Annotated in this window: 15 protein-coding genes; 11 read left to right on the top strand and 4 right to left on the bottom strand. The window is 63.3% G+C overall.

Features of this window, described 5'->3' with window-relative positions:
* Positions 1–223 precede the first annotated feature (223 nt).
* Positions 224–577 (bottom strand): DUF6124 family protein, encoded by a 354-nt coding sequence (locus PST29_RS30020; RefSeq protein ID WP_060844991.1) that lies wholly within the window; start codon positions 575–577, stop codon positions 224–226.
* Between the two features lie 603 nt (positions 578–1180).
* Here PST29_RS30020 and PST29_RS30015 point away from each other — a divergent pair.
* Together PST29_RS30015 and PST29_RS30010 are read left to right on the top strand one after the other, a co-directional pair.
* Positions 1181–1429, top strand: coding sequence for a prevent-host-death protein (locus PST29_RS30015; RefSeq protein WP_025131512.1), 249 nt, complete (start codon positions 1181–1183; stop codon positions 1427–1429).
* A gap of 12 nt (positions 1430–1441) precedes the next feature.
* On the top strand, positions 1442–1786 hold the full coding sequence (locus PST29_RS30010) for a type II toxin-antitoxin system RelE/ParE family toxin (protein ID WP_060844990.1): 345 nt from the start codon (positions 1442–1444) through the stop codon (positions 1784–1786).
* A 153-nt stretch (positions 1787–1939) separates the two neighbouring features.
* Here PST29_RS30010 and aspA read toward each other — a convergent pair whose 3' ends face one another.
* The gene (gene aspA, locus PST29_RS30005; protein ID WP_060842033.1) at positions 1940–3364 is read right to left on the bottom strand and encodes an aspartate ammonia-lyase; all 1425 of its coding nucleotides are present in this window, start codon (positions 3362–3364) and stop codon (positions 1940–1942) included.
* A 181-nt stretch (positions 3365–3545) separates the two neighbouring features.
* Here aspA and PST29_RS30000 point away from each other — a divergent pair, with 181 nt between their 5' ends.
* The 5 genes from PST29_RS30000 to PST29_RS29980 all read left to right on the top strand — a co-directional run bounded on the left by PST29_RS30000 (position 3546) and on the right by PST29_RS29980 (position 7488).
* Positions 3546–4460 carry a LysR substrate-binding domain-containing protein gene (locus PST29_RS30000; protein ID WP_060841771.1) on the top strand — a complete coding sequence of 305 codons (915 nt, stop codon included), beginning with the start codon at positions 3546–3548 and terminating at the stop codon, positions 4458–4460.
* 415 nt (positions 4461–4875) lie between these two features.
* Entirely contained in the window at positions 4876–5367 is a 492-nt protein-coding gene (gene purE / locus PST29_RS29995) for a 5-(carboxyamino)imidazole ribonucleotide mutase (protein WP_016967060.1), read from the top strand.
* A gap of 11 nt (positions 5368–5378) precedes the next feature.
* On the top strand, positions 5379–6461 hold the full coding sequence (locus PST29_RS29990; RefSeq protein ID WP_060841770.1) for a 5-(carboxyamino)imidazole ribonucleotide synthase: 1083 nt from the start codon (positions 5379–5381) through the stop codon (positions 6459–6461).
* Between the two features lie 107 nt (positions 6462–6568).
* Positions 6569–6814 (top strand): GlsB/YeaQ/YmgE family stress response membrane protein, encoded by a 246-nt coding sequence (locus PST29_RS29985; protein WP_060841769.1) that lies wholly within the window; start codon positions 6569–6571, stop codon positions 6812–6814.
* A 137-nt stretch (positions 6815–6951) separates the two neighbouring features.
* A complete protein-coding gene (locus PST29_RS29980) occupies positions 6952–7488 on the top strand; it encodes a DUF3299 domain-containing protein (protein WP_060841768.1) in 537 nt (178 codons plus the stop codon).
* Positions 7489–7704: 216 nt separating this feature from the next.
* Here the strand turns inward: PST29_RS29980 and PST29_RS29975 are convergent, their stop codons facing one another.
* Both PST29_RS29975 and PST29_RS29970 read right to left on the bottom strand, forming a co-directional pair.
* Positions 7705–8604 (bottom strand): D-hexose-6-phosphate mutarotase, encoded by a 900-nt coding sequence (locus PST29_RS29975; protein ID WP_060844989.1) that lies wholly within the window; start codon positions 8602–8604, stop codon positions 7705–7707.
* Positions 8605–8662: 58 nt separating this feature from the next.
* Positions 8663–9067, bottom strand: coding sequence for an acyl-CoA thioesterase (locus tag PST29_RS29970; RefSeq protein WP_003229628.1), 405 nt, complete (start codon positions 9065–9067; stop codon positions 8663–8665).
* A gap of 393 nt (positions 9068–9460) precedes the next feature.
* Between PST29_RS29970 and PST29_RS29965 the strand changes: the two genes are divergently transcribed.
* The 4 genes from PST29_RS29965 (at position 9461) to pstA (ending at position 16213) form a co-directional block, all read left to right on the top strand.
* A complete protein-coding gene (locus tag PST29_RS29965) occupies positions 9461–10759 on the top strand; it encodes an MFS transporter (protein ID WP_060841766.1) in 1299 nt (432 codons plus the stop codon).
* A gap of 262 nt (positions 10760–11021) precedes the next feature.
* A complete protein-coding gene (locus PST29_RS29960) occupies positions 11022–12005 on the top strand; it encodes a phosphate ABC transporter substrate-binding protein PstS (RefSeq protein ID WP_016964962.1) in 984 nt (327 codons plus the stop codon).
* A 488-nt stretch (positions 12006–12493) separates the two neighbouring features.
* Positions 12494–14527, top strand: a complete 2034-nt coding sequence (locus tag PST29_RS29955) for an ABC transporter permease subunit (protein WP_173664449.1) — start codon at positions 12494–12496, stop codon at positions 14525–14527.
* 15 nt (positions 14528–14542) lie between these two features.
* Entirely contained in the window at positions 14543–16213 is a 1671-nt protein-coding gene (gene pstA / locus PST29_RS29950; RefSeq protein WP_060841764.1) for a phosphate ABC transporter permease PstA, read from the top strand.
* Positions 16214–16309: the final 96 nt, after the last annotated feature.

Here is a 16309-nt window from a genome sequence, read left to right as displayed (position 1 = left end):
AGGGACGCAGGGGTCTCAAGGTCGCTGAAGGTCCTGCGGACCTTGTCGCAGCCTCGCGGGCTCGACAGCGGCTACAAAGAGGTTGCGGCCGCAGTTCAGGTTGGGGGTGTAGCCGCTGCCGCAGGCTGCGAACGGCCCGAAGGGACGCGGGGGTCTCAAGATCGCTGAAGGTCCTGCGGACCTTGTCGCAGCCTCGCGGGCTCGGCAGCGGCTACAGGTTGCGTCAGGGAGTGGGGCGGGCGCCGTCGAGCAGGGCGTCCACCACGGCGCGGGCCATTTCCACGGAATGCACCATGGACCAGATCAGCCCACGCTCGATGCCGCTGGCCCGTTCGGTGATTTCATCGGACACCTCTTCGGCGCATTTGAGCAGCAAGGAAACGTGCATCAGCGCGTCTTCGGCATTCACCTGGGGCTGTACGGCGAACAGCGGATGGCCCTGGGCGTCGCGCAGGCCGAAGGGGCGATGGCGGGTGCCATTCAAGGCGGCCAGCAGGTTGGCGTTGGCGCGGTCCAGCTCCGGGTCGCGGCGTGGATGATCGGTTTGGAGAGGTGGGTCGGGGACGAGCTTTTTCATGACGGTCACTCACTCAGTAGTTAACGGACTGCCGAGCTCACTTCCACATGAGGGGTGGCAGTTGTGCGAGGGTGTGGAAGACCGGGACTGAGTAACCCAGCACACCCGAAGGTGTCCCGCGCACAACCGCCATAAAGCGATGCCAACGAAAATACGTCGAGCCATGCTCATGAGCGCTCATGCTTACTCAGGTCCGAACTTCCACATCCGGGCCGCTGATTTGGCAGCGGCACCGGGAGACTGCCTGATCGTTCGAAGGGGTACAAGGCGCTCAAAGGCGTGGGGGATTCTCTCGGATTTGCCCTACAAAACAAAGCGAATCCGCTTCGATGCTGGGTGGCGTCCCCTTACAAATCGCGGCTTTTCTCCAGGCAAAAAAACGGCACACCGACCGATCCAAGGAGCAGAGAAATGATTTGATATTCAGTGAAATCAGGATTCGATAATCGGTCTATATTTGGGCTGAATATAGTGTAGGGTTCAAACCGTCAGGATGATTGCGATCTTGCATAGTGAGCGTCAGGCATCCTGAGCGGCGAAGTCGCACAGGATCAGTTCGTAGCAGGGCGGCGAGCAAGTCGCCAAATGTAGGAGGTTTCACTCATGCGAGTTGAAACGGTCAGCTTTTTAAAACGATACGCATCCGACCTTCCTTTAGAGGAGCCAATGGTCGTTACGCAAAACGGTGTGCCTGTTTACGTTGTCGAGTCTTACGTTGAGCGTAAGCGCCGCGACGAGGCAGTGGCGTTGGTGAAATTGCTCGCCGTCAGTTCGCGCGAGTACGCCCAAGGCAAGCATTGCTCGACCGATGAGCTGAAGGCCCGCTTAAGCAAGAGGTTTGCCCACAAGTAAATGGTGGGATAGATGCCAACACTGACCATCCGCTACACCGAAACCGCACAGCAAAGCATTGAAGACCAGATCGTGCATCTGGCCGACTATAGCGACCTGAAGTCCGCTTTTGAGCGGCTGGATGCTGTGATTGACGCTCTTCAGGACAAGCTCTTGTCCGCCCCGTTAGGCTACCCAGTCAGCCCTCAAGCAAGCGACCTGGGCATCTTGCATTACCGTGAGCTCAACACCGATGGATACCGGGTGTTCTACGAAATCGTAGACGCGGATCAGGCGATCGTGGTCGGGCTGGTGCTGCGGGATAAGCAAAGCGTCGAGCAGGCACTTATTCGTTACTGCCTGCTGCATACCGACTGACGATTGAGGGCGGTCTTATTTTTGGATTCCCGGGGCTCGGTGAAGAACCAAAAAAAAAGGGCCTGGAGACGTATCTCCAAGCCCTCAAAAGGTGAGAGGTGTCTAGTCCCTCAACCTGGTGAGCGGTGTTGCATGTTTCGGGGGGCGCGGCGGTTACGCTTTCAGCGGAACCAGGCGCGGGGCAATCATGTTTTCCGGACGCAGGATGTCGTCGAGCATGGCGTCGTCCAGCAGGCCTTCTTCGCGCACCAGTTCCAGTACGCCACGGCCACTTTCCAGGGCGATGCGGGCGATACGGGTGGCGTTTTCATAGCCGATGTACGGGTTCAGCGCGGTGACCAGGCCGATGGAGTGCTCCACCAGTTCGCGGCAACGGGTTTCGTTGGCGGTGATGCCGGTGATGCAGTGCTCGCGCAGCATGTCCATGGCGCGTTGCAGCAGGCGGATCGAGTCGAAGATCTTGAAGGCGATCAACGGCTCCATCACGTTCAGTTGCAGCTGGCCGCCTTCGGCCGCGATGGTCAGGGCCAGGTCGTTGCCGATGATCTGGAACGCCACTTGGTTGACCGCTTCCGGGATCACCGGGTTGACCTTGCCAGGCATGATCGAGCTGCCGGGCTGACGCGCTGGCAGGTTGATTTCGTTGATGCCGGTGCGTGGGCCGCTGGACAGCAGGCGCAGGTCGTTGCAGATCTTCGACAGCTTGACCGCGGTGCGCTTGAGCATGCCGGAGAACAGCACGAAGGCGCCCATGTCGGAGGTGGCTTCGATCAGGTCGGCGGCCGGAACCAGCGGCTGGCCGCTGATGGTGGCCAGGCGTTGTACGGCCAGGGCCTGGTAGCGCGGGTCGGCGTTGATGCCGGTGCCGATGGCGGTGCCGCCCAGGTTGACTTCGGTCAGCACTTCCGGCGCCAGGGTCTTCAGGCGAGCCAGGTCTTCACCCAGGGTGGTGGCGAAGGCCTTGAATTCCTGGCCGAGGGTCATCGGCACGGCGTCTTGCAGCTGGGTACGGCCCATTTTCAGGACGTGGCTGAATTCGTCACCCTTGGCGGCGAACGACTGGATCAGGCTGTCGAGGCTGGCCAGCAGGGCGTCGTGACCCAGCAGCAGACCCAGGCGGATCGCGGTCGGGTAGGCGTCGTTGGTGGACTGCGCCATGTTCACGTCGTTGTTCGGGTGCAGGTACTGGTATTCGCCCTTGCTGTGGCCCATGGCCTCCAGCGCGATGTTGGCGATGACTTCGTTGGCATTCATGTTGGTCGAAGTGCCAGCGCCGCCTTGAATCATGTCCACCACGAACTCTTCGTGGAAGTCGCCGCGGATCAGGCGGGCACAGGCCTCGCTGATGGCGGCATGCTTGGCTTCGCTCAGATGACCCAGTTCGCGGTTGGCGTCAGCAGCTGCCTGCTTGACCATTGCCAGGGCCACGACCAGTTTTGGGTAGTGCGAAATCGGAACGCCGGAGAGACGGAAGTTGTTCACCGCTCGCAGGGTCTGGATGCCGTAATACGCTTGAGCCGGTACTTCGAGTACGCCAAGCAGGTCTTTTTCTGTGCGGAAAGATGCAGCGGAGGACATGACGGAGATCATCTCGTTAGGGACCCGGTCTGTGCCGGGAACGCTGCGAATCCTAGGCCGAAGGGAATTTTTGGGCCAATGCTGTTAAACACTGGGCTATGCATATTCGGCATAATGCCGGTGTGACGCCGCTTTGCCGGCGAGCGTGTGACCTAAAATGGTGCGTGTCCGGGAGGACGTGATGAATCTGGAAAGCAAATGGCTCGAGGACTTCAGTGCCCTGGCCGCCACCCGCAGCTTTTCCCAGGCTGCCGAGCGACGTTTCGTGACCCAGCCGGCCTTCAGCCGGCGCATTCGCAGTCTGGAAGCGGCCCTGGGCCTGACCCTGGTCAACCGCTCGCGCACGCCGGTGGAACTGACGGCGGCGGGGCAGCTGTTCCTGGTCACCGCGCGCACCGTGGTCGAACAGCTCGGCGAGGTGGTGCGTCACCTGCATCATCTGGAAGGTGGCCAGGGCGAGGTGATGCAGGTGGCGGCGGCTCACTCCCTGGCGCTGGGCTTCTTCCCGCGCTGGATCGCGCAACTGCGCAACGAAGGGCTGAACATCGCCACGCGGCTGGTGGCCACCAACGTCGGTGACGCGGTGCACGCCCTGCGTGAAGGCGGCTGCGACCTGATGCTGGCCTTCTATGACCCGGACGCGGCCTTGCAGATGGACTCGGAAATCTTCCCCTCGCTGCACCTGGGGCACACCGAGATGCTGCCGGTGTGCGCCGCCAACCCCCAGGGCAAGCCGCTGTTCGACCTGGAAGGGGAATCCAGCGTGCCGCTGCTGGCCTACAGCGCCGGGGCCTTTCTCGGGCGTTCGGTGAACCTGCTGCTGCGCCAGCGCAACCTGCGATTCACCACGGTTTATGAGACCGCCATGGCCGATAGCCTCAAGAGCATGGCGTTGGAAGGGCTGGGCATTGCCTGGGTGCCGCAGTTGAGCGTGCGCGCGGAACTTGCCCGGGGTGAACTGGTGGTGTGCGGCGGCGCGCAATGGCATGTGCCGCTGGAGATCCGCCTGTACCGCTGCGCCCTGGTGCGCAAGGCCAACGTGCGCTTGCTCTGGCGCAAGCTGGAAGGCGCCGCCGCACAAGCCGCGGCCACGTAGGAGCCGGCTTGCCGGCGAAAGCGTCGGCCGGGAGGGTGGTGATCGCGGGGTGGGCCTGTTCGCTGGCAAGCCAGCTCCTACGGGAGATAGGCGCAGGCTTTTTTGTAGGAGCCGGCTTGCCGGCGAAAGCGTCGGCCGGGAGGGTGGTGATCGCAGGGTGGGCCTGTTCGCTGGCAAGCCAGCTCCTACGAGGGGTACGGGATTGACCTGGGAGTCAATAAAACCGGGGTTTTGCGCCGGAAATACTTTGTTCGACAGATGGTCGGCGAAAGTGCGTTTAGCGCGGCTTTTTCGGTATACTGCGCGGCCTTCGGCCGGTTCGTCCGGCCATAATTCGTACAGTCAAGCCACGCATTTTCGCGTGGCTTGTTGTTTTTGACGCGCCTGCGGGCGCCCAGAGAGAAGAGGCACGACGATGAGTGCACTGGTTGGCGTGATCATGGGCTCCAAGTCCGATTGGTCCACCCTTAGCCACACCGCCGATATGCTGGAAAAGCTCGGCATCCCTTACGAGGTGAAGGTGGTTTCCGCACACCGCACCCCGGACCTGCTGTTCCAGTACGCCGAAGAGGCTGAGGCGCGTGGCATCGAGGTGATCATCGCCGGTGCCGGCGGCGCGGCGCACTTGCCGGGCATGTGTGCGGCCAAGACCCACCTGCCGGTGCTGGGCGTGCCGGTGCAGTCGTCGATGCTCTCGGGCGTGGATTCGCTGCTGTCCATCGTGCAGATGCCCGCCGGCATCCCCGTGGCCACCCTGGCCATCGGCAAGGCTGGCGCGATCAACGCGGCTCTGCTCTCGGCGAGCATCCTGGGCGCCAAGCACCCGCAGTTTCATGCGGTGCTGAAAAAATTCCGTGCTGAACAGACAGACAGCGTCCTGGACAATCCAGACCCGCGCGTCGCCTGAGGTTGTTGACGATGAAGATCGGTGTAATCGGTGGCGGCCAGTTGGGCCGCATGTTGGCCCTGGCGGGGACTCCGCTGGGAATGAACTTCGCTTTCCTCGACCCGGCGCCGGACGCCTGTGCCGCTGCCCTGGGCGAACACCTGCGGGCCGACTACGGCGACCAGGACCACCTGCGCCAGCTGGCCGATGAAGTGGACCTGGTGACCTTCGAATTCGAGAGCGTGCCGGCGGAAACCGTGGCCTTCCTTTCGCAGTTCGTGCCGGTCTACCCGAGCGCCGAAGCCTTGCGCATCGCCCGTGATCGCTGGTTCGAGAAGAGCATGTTCAAGGACCTGGGGATTCCCACCCCCGAGTTCGCCGACATCCAGTCCCAGGCGGATCTCGACGCCGCCGTGGCGCGCATCGGCCTGCCGGCCGTGCTCAAGACCCGCACCCTGGGTTACGACGGCAAGGGCCAGAAGGTCCTGCGCAGCGCCGCCGACGTTGCCGGCACCTTCGCCGAACTGGGCAGCGTGCCTTGCCTGCTGGAAGGCTTCGTGCCGTTCACCGGCGAAGTCTCGCTGATCGCCGTGCGTGCCCGTGACGGTGAAACCCGTTTCTACCCGCTGGTGCACAACACCCACGACAGCGGCATCCTGCGCCTGTCGGTGGCCAGCAGCGACCACCCGTTGCAGGCCCTGGCCGAGGACTACTCCAGCCGGGTGCTCAAGCAGTTGGATTACGTGGGCGTAATGGCTTTCGAGTTCTTCGAAGTGGACGGCGGCCTCAAGGCCAACGAGATCGCGCCGCGGGTGCACAACTCCGGGCACTGGACCACCGAAGGCGCCGAGTGCAGCCAGTTCGAAAACCACCTGCGGGCGGTGGCCGGCCTGCCCCTGGGCTCCACGGCCAAGGTCGGCGAGAGCGCGATGATCAACTTCATCGGCCAGGTGCCGCCGGTGGACCAGGTCATCGCCATCGACGACTGCCACCTGCATCACTACGGCAAGGCCTTCAAGGCCGGGCGCAAGGTCGGCCACGCCAACCTGCGTTGCGCCGATCAGGCGACCCTGCAAGCGCAGATCCTCAAGGTGCAAGCGCTGATCGCCGAGTAACAAATCCACCGGCTGGCGGGAACCTTCGTTTCCCGCCGTTCTCTGATAGCGGGAGGCCAGAGCGCTGACTAGGCTTTGGCTTGATCCCCCCTTACAGAGGAACAGCCATGGGCATTATCGGAACCATTTTCATCGGCTTGATCGTTGGTCTGCTGGCGCGTTTCCTCAAGCCGGGAGACGACAGCATGGGCTGGATCATGACCATCCTGCTGGGTATCGGCGGTTCGCTGGCGGCCACTTATGGCGGTCAGGCGCTGGGTATCTACCATGCGGGCCAGGGTGCCGGTTTCATCGGTGCGCTGGTGGGCGCGATCGTCCTGCTGGTGATCTACGGCTTTATCAAGAAAAGCTGATTCCCCCTGCAAGCCCCCTCTGCCGCTCGGGCAGAGGGGAGCCCTTTTCTTCATCTGAAACTTCAACGCAGCCGACGGTTTGGGCACTAGAATGCCCGGGTTTTTCCGTCCTTCCTTTTTGACCGAGCCAGCCTCTCATGCGCCGTCTTCTATTGACCTTTGTTCTGCTGGGCTGCGGCCTGGCCCACGCTGGCGAACTGCCGGAAACCGACTGGCTGGAGCTGATGCCCAAGTCGGACCAGAAGGCCCTGGAGCAGATGCCGGAAATCGACCACAACTCCCCCGAGGCCAACGGCACCTTCACCGACAAGGGCGGCCTGAAGCAGAGCAAGGGCTTGCCGGCGGTGATGTACTCCACCAAGACCGTGCCGGCGATGAACGACAAGCAGATCCGCCTGGGCGGCTACCCAGTGCCGCTGGAAGCCGATGCCAAGGGCCGCAGCACGCTGTTCTTCCTGGTGCCGTACCCGGGTGCCTGCATCCACGTGCCGCCACCGCCGCCCAACCAGCTGGTGCTGGTGCGCTTTCCCAAGGGTGTGAAGCTGGATGACATCTACACGCCGCTGTGGGTGACCGGAACCCTGAAGATCGAGAAGGTCAGCAATGACCTGGCTGACGCGGCCTACGCCCTGGATGCGGCGAAGGTACGGGTGGTGCAGGAATCCGACCTGTAGCGGGACTGAGGGGATTAGCCAGGAATTTGGGACTAGGAGGGCTGTTGTGGCGAGGGCGCTTGCTCCCGCTCGGGCGCGTAGCGGCCGCAAGACCTGAGTACGCGTTCTGCCTGACAGACCGCGGATTCAGGACTTGGGAAGGCTGCGCCTTCCAGCGGGAGCAAGCTCCCTCGCCACGCCCAGCCTGAACACAGGGCCCATCAGCGCAATCGTGGGTCAGAGCGGGGCGGCGCCGATGCTCACGCTCAGGGTGTGGCGGGCGCCGGGGGCCAGGATGACGATGTCGTCCATCACGTTGGCGGTCTCGATGCACAGCATGCGCTGCCAGCCGTCGTCGGCCATGTCGCTGAACTGCGCGGCGCGGTCGATCCAGGGGTTCCAGATCACCGCGGTGCGCGAGCCTGCGCTGGTCAGGCGAATCCGTCGTTGCCACTCGGGGTCGACGATCTCCAGCTGCGCCGGGACGTTCAGGTAGATGCGATCAGTCTCGCCGCTAAAGTGCAGGGCGCCTTGCTGGACCTTGGTGGTCCAGTCTTCCAGGGTTTCGATGTAGCTCAGCCCGTCCAGGCCTTCGACCTGCACATTGCGCACATCACTGACGGCGAAATAGCTGTGCAGCGCCTGGCTGATGCTCACGCTTTCAGTACCCAGGTTGTGGCTGCTGAGGCTGATGTGCAGTTGCTGGTCGAGGCGGATGCTCAGGCGCGGTTCCACTGTATGGGGCCAGCCGGGAAAACCGCCAGCGGGGCAGGGCAGGCGCAGTTCCACCAGCAGGCTGTCGCCCTGGCTTTCGATGCCCAGCAGCTCCCAGTCGGTGGCTCGCACCAGGCCGTGGGCCGGTGCCGGTTCAGCGCTTTGGCGCATGGCCTGCACGCTTTGCGGGTTGCGCGCCAGGTTGCCGAACCAGGGCCAGCACACCGGAACCCCGGCGCGGATGCTCTTGCCGCTTTTGAACACGGCCTCGTCGTTGAGCCAGATCAGCGGCTGTTGCCCAGCCACCTGATAACTGAGGATGTGCGCGCCTTGCTGGGCCACCAGCAGTTCGGCGTCACCGTGGCGGATGCGCCAGCAGTTCAGTTCATCCAGTTTGACGGTTTCGACCTGGGGCGTAGGCATGCTGCTGTTCTCGTTCGCAAGGTTTGGGCGGGCATGGCGCGCATGACCGCCTCCAGGTTTAACGGGCGCGGGGTGGAACCGAGCGGGTGCGGCCGCTGCCGTCGATGGCGACGAACACGAATACCGCCTCGGTGACCTTGCGCCATTCGCTGGACAACGGGTCGTCGCTCCACACTTCGACCATCATCTGGATCGAGCTGCGGCCGATTTCCAGGGTCTGGGTATAGAAGGACAGCTGCGCGCCCACGGCCACCGGCACCAGGAACGCCATGCGGTCGATGGCCACCGTGGCCACCCGGCCACCGGCGACGCGGCTGGCCATGGCGGTGCCCGCCAGGTCCATCTGCGCCACCAGCCAGCCGCCGAAAATATCGCCAAAACCGTTGGTTTCACGGGGCAAGGCGGTGATTTGCAGGGCCAGGTCGCCTTGCGGGATTGGATCTTCTTGTTCGAGCTCTATCATGCGAGGGGCCTCTGACCCGTGACGCTTCATGGGTACTTCAGGTGAATAGCCGTCTTCAGGAAAAACGATTCAGCCCGAACACACTGCGTTCGTCACGTTCTTTCCAAGGCGTGCTAAAGGGAAACTCTGCGAAATCGACTGGCACTGTCCAGGGACTGGGGCGCGCAGCAGCGTTTTCGCACAACAACCCTTGCCAGGAGCGGCTTTGCGCTCCGCGGTTTGCGAGTATATCGGTCGATAGACTCCGCGACGACCCACTCAGTTCGCAAATTTGTGAGTCATTTGTGCGCCGCTGTGTACGCATTCGAACAATTTGCTATCGTGCCGAACCTGCCAGGCCCCAACCAGCGCTGTTGCGGCTTCCAGAACCGACTAATAAGAGAAGCCCTTGCCATGACCACTGTGCCCGCGAGCGCCGCGCAATCTGCGCAACCCGCCCGTCCGCTGACCCGTAGTGACTACAAGACCTTGTCCCTGTCCGCCCTGGGCGGGGCGCTGGAGTTCTACGACTTCATCATCTTCGTGTTCTTCGCCACCGTGGTCGGCAAGCTGTTCTTCCCGGCGGACATGCCCGAGTGGCTGCGCCTGATGCAGACCTTCGGCATCTTCGCCGCCGGCTACCTGGCTCGTCCCCTGGGCGGGATCGTCATGGCCCACTTCGGCGACCTGCTGGGGCGCAAGAAGATGTTCACCCTGAGCATCTTCATGATGGCGGTGCCGACCCTGATCATGGGCCTCTTGCCGACCTACGCGCAGATCGGCATGTGGGCGCCGATCCTGCTGTTGCTGATGCGGGTGATCCAGGGCGCGGCCATTGGCGGCGAAGTGCCCGGGGCCTGGGTCTTCGTTTCCGAACACGTGCCGCAGCGGCACATCGGCTATGCCTGCGGCACCCTGACGTCGGGCCTGACCGCCGGGATTCTCCTGGGCTCGCTGGTGGCCACGGCGATCAACAGCATCTATACCCCGGTGGAAGTGGCGGACTACGCCTGGCGGATCCCGTTCCTGCTGGGCGGGGTGTTCGGCCTGTTCTCGGTGTACCTGCGCCGCCTGCTGCACGAAACCCCGGTGTTCGCCGAGCTGCAACAGCGCAAGGCCCTGGCCGAAGAGCTGCCGCTGCGCGCGGTGCTGCGCGATCACCGCGGCGCCATCGTGATTTCCATGCTGCTGACCTGGCTGCTGTCCGCCGGGATCATCGTGGTGATCCTGATGACCCCCACCGTGCTGCAGACGGTCTATAAATTCCCGGCCATCACTGCCCTGGAAGCCAACAGCGTGGCCATTGTGTTCCTGAGCCTGGGCTGCGTGATCTCCGGGGTTCTGGCGGATCGTTTCGGCGCTGGCAAGGTGTTCGTGTTCGGCAGTGCCTTGCTGCTGGCCACCTCCTGGACCTTCTATCACGGCTTGCTGGATAACCCGCAGTGGCTGTTCCCGATGTATGCCCTGACCGGTCTGTTTGTCGGCACCATCGGCGCGGTGCCTTATGTGATGGTCAAGGCGTTCCCGGCGGTGGTGCGTTTCAGTGGCCTGTCGTTTTCCTACAACCTGGCCTACGCGATCTTCGGCGGCCTGACGCCAATGGTGGTGACCTGGTTGCTCAAGGAAAGCCCGATGGGCCCGGCCTATTACGTTGCAATCATCTGCGGCATCGGCCTGCTGGTCGGCCTGTACCTGTGGGCCAAGGGCCGCTGATCGCCGCCAGCTTGTAGCCGCTGCCGTAGGCTGCGACAGGGCCGCAGGCCCTGCTGGGCGCTGAAGAGTGTCGCGACCCTGCGGGTCGGTCGCAGCCTGCGGCAGCGGCTACAGAGTTTTTTATCGCTGTATAAAGAAAGGCCAGCTTGCGTTCAGGAGTGCTGGCCTTTCATCTAATTGTCATATTCCGGACATAGAGTGTTCACACGGCCTACAGATACTTGGCCCCGACTTAACACACCCTATCTGCTAGGAGTAAGGCATGAAACTGAAGCGTTTGATGGCGGCAATGACCTTTGTCGCCGCTGGCGTTGCGACTGCCCACGCGGTTGCCGCTGTTGACCCTGCTATCCCGAGCTACACCAAGACCACTGGTGTGTCGGGCAACCTGTCCAGCGTCGGTTCCGATACCTTGGCGAACCTGATGACCCTGTGGGCCGAGAACTACAAAAAAGAATACCCGAACGTCAACATTCAGATTCAGGCCGCCGGCTCCGCCACCGCGCCACCCGCGCTGACCGAAGGCACCTCCAACCTGGGCCCAATGAGCCGCAAGATGAAGGACACCGAGCTGGCGGCCTTCGAGCAGAAGTACGGCTACAAGCCAACCGCTATCCCGGTGGCCGTGGACGCCCTGGCAGTGTTCGTGCACAAGGACAACCCGATCCAGCACCTGACCATGGAACAGGTCGACGCGATCTTCTCCTCGACTCGTCTGTGCGGCGCCAAGGAAGAAGTGAAGACCTGGGGCGACCTGGGCGTGAAGGGCGACCTGGCCAACAAGCCGGTCCAGCTATTCGGTCGCAACTCGGTATCCGGCACCTACGGCTACTTCAAGGAAGAAGCCCTGTGCAAAGGCGACTACAAGCCTAACGTCAACGAACAACCCGGTTCGGCGTCCGTTGTGCAGTCCATCAGCTCCTCGCTGAACGGCATCGGCTACTCGGGCATCGGCTACAAGACCGCCAGCGTGAAGACCGTGGCCCTGGCCAAGAAAGGCAGCAGCGACTTCATCGAAGACACCGAAGAAAACGCCCTGAACGGCAAGTACCCGCTGTCGCGCTTCCTCTACGTCTACGTTAACAAGGCCCCGAACAAGCCTCTGGCCCCGCTGGAAGCCGAGTTCGTGAAACTGGTCCTGTCCAAACAGGGTCAGGAAGTGGTGGTCAAAGACGGCTACATCCCACTGCCTGCCAAGGTGGCCGCCAAGGCCCTGGCTGACCTGGGCCTGAAAGAAGGCGCATAAGCCGCCGCACAAGGGTCCGGCCCCCGGACCCTGTCGTATCAGTAGGAGCTGGCCGGGCGGCGTTGCGCTTGCCAGCCAAAGCGCCCGCAAGGGCGACCAGGGCTCAAGGCGCTGGTCGTCGACCGGCCAGCTCTTACAACCTCATTTTCTGTCCGCTGCCGGCGCTGCCACGCGGCGGATTTGTTGCGTCACTGCATTGTCATCTTTCTGTCATACAGGACCGCTAGGGTGTGCGCATGAATGATCTGGCCAACTCCACCATGACTACGACTTCTCCCCCCAAGCGCATTGACTTCAATACGCCTGAGCTGCAACGCAAGCGCCGTATCCGCGCGCTCAAAGACCGTCTGACCCGCTGGTACGTCCTGGTGGGCGGCCTGGCCGTGCTGGGTGCGATCACCCTGATCTTCTTCTTCCTCGCCTATGTCGTCGCGCCGCTGTTCCAGGGTGCCGAGCTGACCGCCAAGGACCCGCTGACCCCCGCCTGGATACAGGACGCCGGCAAGCCGCTGATGTTCTCCCTGGAAGAGCAGAACCAGGTGGCCATGCGCGTCTCCGACAAGGGCCAGGCGCTGTTCTTCGACATCGACAGCGGCGCCGAGCTGCGCAAGGTCGACCTGCCGATCCCGGCGGGCGCCAGCGTCACCTCCATCGGCAAGGACCAGCCCGGCAATCCACTGGTGGTGGTCGGTCTGTCCAACGGCCAGGCCCTGGTGTTCCGCCACACCTACAAGGTCAGCTACCCGGACGGCAAGAAGACCATCTCGCCGGCCATCGAGTACCCCTACGGCGAAACCCCGATCACCCTGAACGAGCAGGGCGGTGCCCTGGAGCACGTCAATCTCAATGCCAGCGATTCGTCGCTGATCGTCGCCGGTTCCACCGGGGCGCAGTTGCATGTGCTGAAGCTGACCCGCGAAGAAAACATGATGACCGGCGAAGTCACCAGCGAGCAGAGCCGCATCGAGCTGCCGCAGATGACCGAGCCGGTCAAGGCGATGTACATCGATCCGCGCCAGCAATGGCTGTATGTGATCAATGGCCGGGCCCTGGCCGACGTGTTCAGCCTGCGGGACAAGAGCCTCAACGGTCGCTACAAACTGCTGGACGACGCCAATGCCGAAGTCACCGCAAGCACCCAGCTGGTGGGCGGCATCTCGCTGATCATCGGCACCTCCAAGGGCGGCCTGGCCCAGTGGTTCATGGCCCGCGATGCGGATGGCGAGCTGCGCCTGAAGCAGATCCGCACCTTCCAGATGGGCACCGCGCCCATCGTTGAGATCACCGCCGAAGAGCGTCGCAAGGGCTTCGTCGCCCTGGACGCCGCCGGCAAGCTCGGGGTGTTCCACAGCACCGCCCATCGCACTCTGCTGGTGGACCAGGTGGTGGACGGACAGGGCCTGTTCGGTCTGTCGCCACGGGCCAACCGGGTGATCGTCGAGGCCGGCGGCAAGCTGCAACCGCTGCTGCTGGACAACCCGCACCCGGAAGTGTCCTGGAGCGCGCTGTGGAGCAAGGTCTGGTACGAGAACTACGACGAGCCTAAATACGTCTGGCAATCCACCGCGGCCAACACCGATTTCGAACCCAAGCTGAGCCTGTCGCCGCTGACCTTCGGCACCCTGAAGGCGGCGTTCTACGCCATGCTGCTGGCGGCGCCATTGGCGGTGGCGGCGGCGATCTACACCGCCTACTTCATGGCCCCGGGCATGCGCCGCAAGGTCAAGCCGGTGATCGAGCTGATGGAAGCGATGCCGACGGTGATCCTCGGCTTCTTCGCCGGTCTGTTCCTCGCGCCTTATGTCGAGGGCCATTTGCCGGGCATCTTCAGCCTGCTGCTCCTGCTGCCGATCGGCATCCTGGTGGCCGGTTTCGCCTGGAGCCGCCTGCCCGAGTCGCTGCGCCTGAAAGTGGCGGACGGCTGGGAGAGCGCGATCCTGATCCCGGTGATCATCCTGGTGGGCTTCCTCTCGCTGTACATGAGCCCGTTCATGGAGAACTGGTTCTTCGGCGGCGACATGCGCATGTGGATCTCCCATGACTTAGGCATCACCTACGACCAGCGCAACGCCCTGGTGGTCGGCCTGGCCATGGGCTTTGCGGTGATCCCGAACATCTACTCGATCGCCGAAGACGCCGTGTTCAGCGTGCCCCGCGGCCTGACCCTGGGCTCCCTGGCCCTGGGCGCCACGCCGTGGCAGACCATGACGCGGGTGGTGATCCTCACCGCCAGCCCGGGGATCTTCTCGGCGCTGATGATCGGCATGGGCCGCGCCGTGGGCGAGACCATGATCGTGCTGATGGCCACCGGCAACACCCCGGTCATGGAAATGAACCTGTTCGAAGGCCTGCGCACCCTGGCCGCCAACGTCGCGGTGGAAATGCCCGAATCGGAAGTCGGCGGCAGCCACTACCGCGTGCTGTTCCTCTCGGCGCTGGTGCTGCTGCTGTTCACCTTCGTCATGAACACCCTCGCCGAGCTGATTCGTCAGCGTCTGCGCAAGAAATACTCGTCGCTTTAAGAAAGGTAGAAGTCTGTGAAACAGAACTCCCTAAAAGACTGGTTCAAGAGCGGCGCCCCGGGCGTCTGGATCAGCGGTGGCGCGGTGTCCATCGCGGTCATCATGACCATCGGTTTGCTGGCGGTGATCGCCGTGCGCGGCCTCGGCCACTTCTGGCCGGCCGACCTGGTGCACGCCAGCTACGACGTGCCGGGCCAGGCCAACCACCTGGTCATCGGTGAAGTGGTGCAGAAGGAAGAAGTGCCCCGGGCACGCCTGAAGAGCGCCGGCCTGCCGGTGCCCGACCAGGGCCCGGAGTTCATGACTCGGGAGCTGATCAAGGTCGGCAACCGTGACCTGAACGGCAACGACTTCACCTGGATCGTCGGCGAGTGGCTGACCAACCAGAGCTACCCGAAAGAGCTGATGGCCATCGAGCGCCGTGAGTGGGGCAACTTCTACGGCTACCTGGTCAACGTCAAGGAAAGCGGCAAGGTGATCGCCGAAGGCGAGGCCGCCTGGCCCGAGCTGCAAGCGCGGATCAACCGGGTGAACCAGCTGGCGGCCCAGCTCAAGACCCTGGAAAAATCCGACATCGGCGCGATCAACGCCGGTCTGGAACGCATCCGCCTGCACGGTCGCAAGCTGGAACTGGACGGCAAGATGAACGCCGCCGCCCAGGCCGACATGGACGCTGAGCGCGCCGAACTCAATGCCCGTTACCAGGAGATTGAGGCGCGCCTGAGCGACCTGCACGCCCAGTTCAACCGTGACAGCCTGACCGCTCGCGATGCCAACGGTAAGGAAATCGAGATCGGCCTGGGCAAGGTGGTGCACGCCTACCAGCCCAACGCCATGGGCACCTTCACCAAGATCGGCTTCTACTTCAGCAAGGTCTGGGAATTCCTCAGCGACGACCCCCGTGAAGCCAACACCGAAGGCGGGATCTTCCCGGCGATCTTCGGCACCGTGATGATGACCCTGATCATGGCCATGATCGTCACCCCGTTCGGCGTGCTGGCGGCGGTCTACCTGCGCGAATACGCCAAGCAGAACACCCTGACCCGGGTGATCCGCATTGCGGTGAACAACCTGGCGGGGGTTCCGGCCATCGTCTACGGGGTGTTCGGCCTGGGCTTCTTCGTCTACGTGCTGGGCGGTTCCGTGGACCGGCTGTTCTTCCCCGAGGCCCTGCCGGCGCCGACCTTCGGCACCCCGGGCCTGCTCTGGGCGTCCCTGACCCTGGCGCTGCTGGCGGTGCCGGTGGTGATCGTGGCCACCGAGGAAGGCCTGGCGCGAATTCCCCGCACCGTGCGCGAAGGGTCCCTGGCCCTGGGTGCGACCAAGGCCGAGACGCTGTGGAAGATCGTCCTGCCGATGGCCAGCCCGGCGATGATGACCGGGATGATCCTCGCGGTGGCCCGCGCCGCGGGTGAAGTGGCGCCGCTGATGCTGGTGGGCGTGGTGAAGCTGGCACCGTCGCTGCCGCTGGACGGCAACTACCCGTACCTGCACCTGGACCAGAAGATCATGCACCTGGGCTTCCACATCTACGACGTCGGCTTCCAGAGCCCCAACGTCGAGGCCGCGCGGCCTTTGGTGTACGCCACCGCGCTGCTGCTGGTGCTGGTGATCGCCACCCTGAACCTGTCGGCCGTGTGGATCCGTAACCACCTGCGCGAGAAATACAAGGCGCTGGACAGCTAACACTCAAGCTTTAAGCCATAAGCGGCAAGCTCCAGGCGGAGCGCCGCTTTGCCCTAACTTGCGGCTTGCAGCTAAAAGCTTGCAGCTACGAACGGA

Source organism: Pseudomonas sp. St29, assembly GCF_001547915.1.
In the GTDB taxonomy this organism is placed as follows: Bacteria; Pseudomonadota; Gammaproteobacteria; order Pseudomonadales; family Pseudomonadaceae; genus Aquipseudomonas.
Note: the sequence above shows the minus strand (reverse complement) of the source record. Positions and strands in the feature narration are given on the sequence as shown.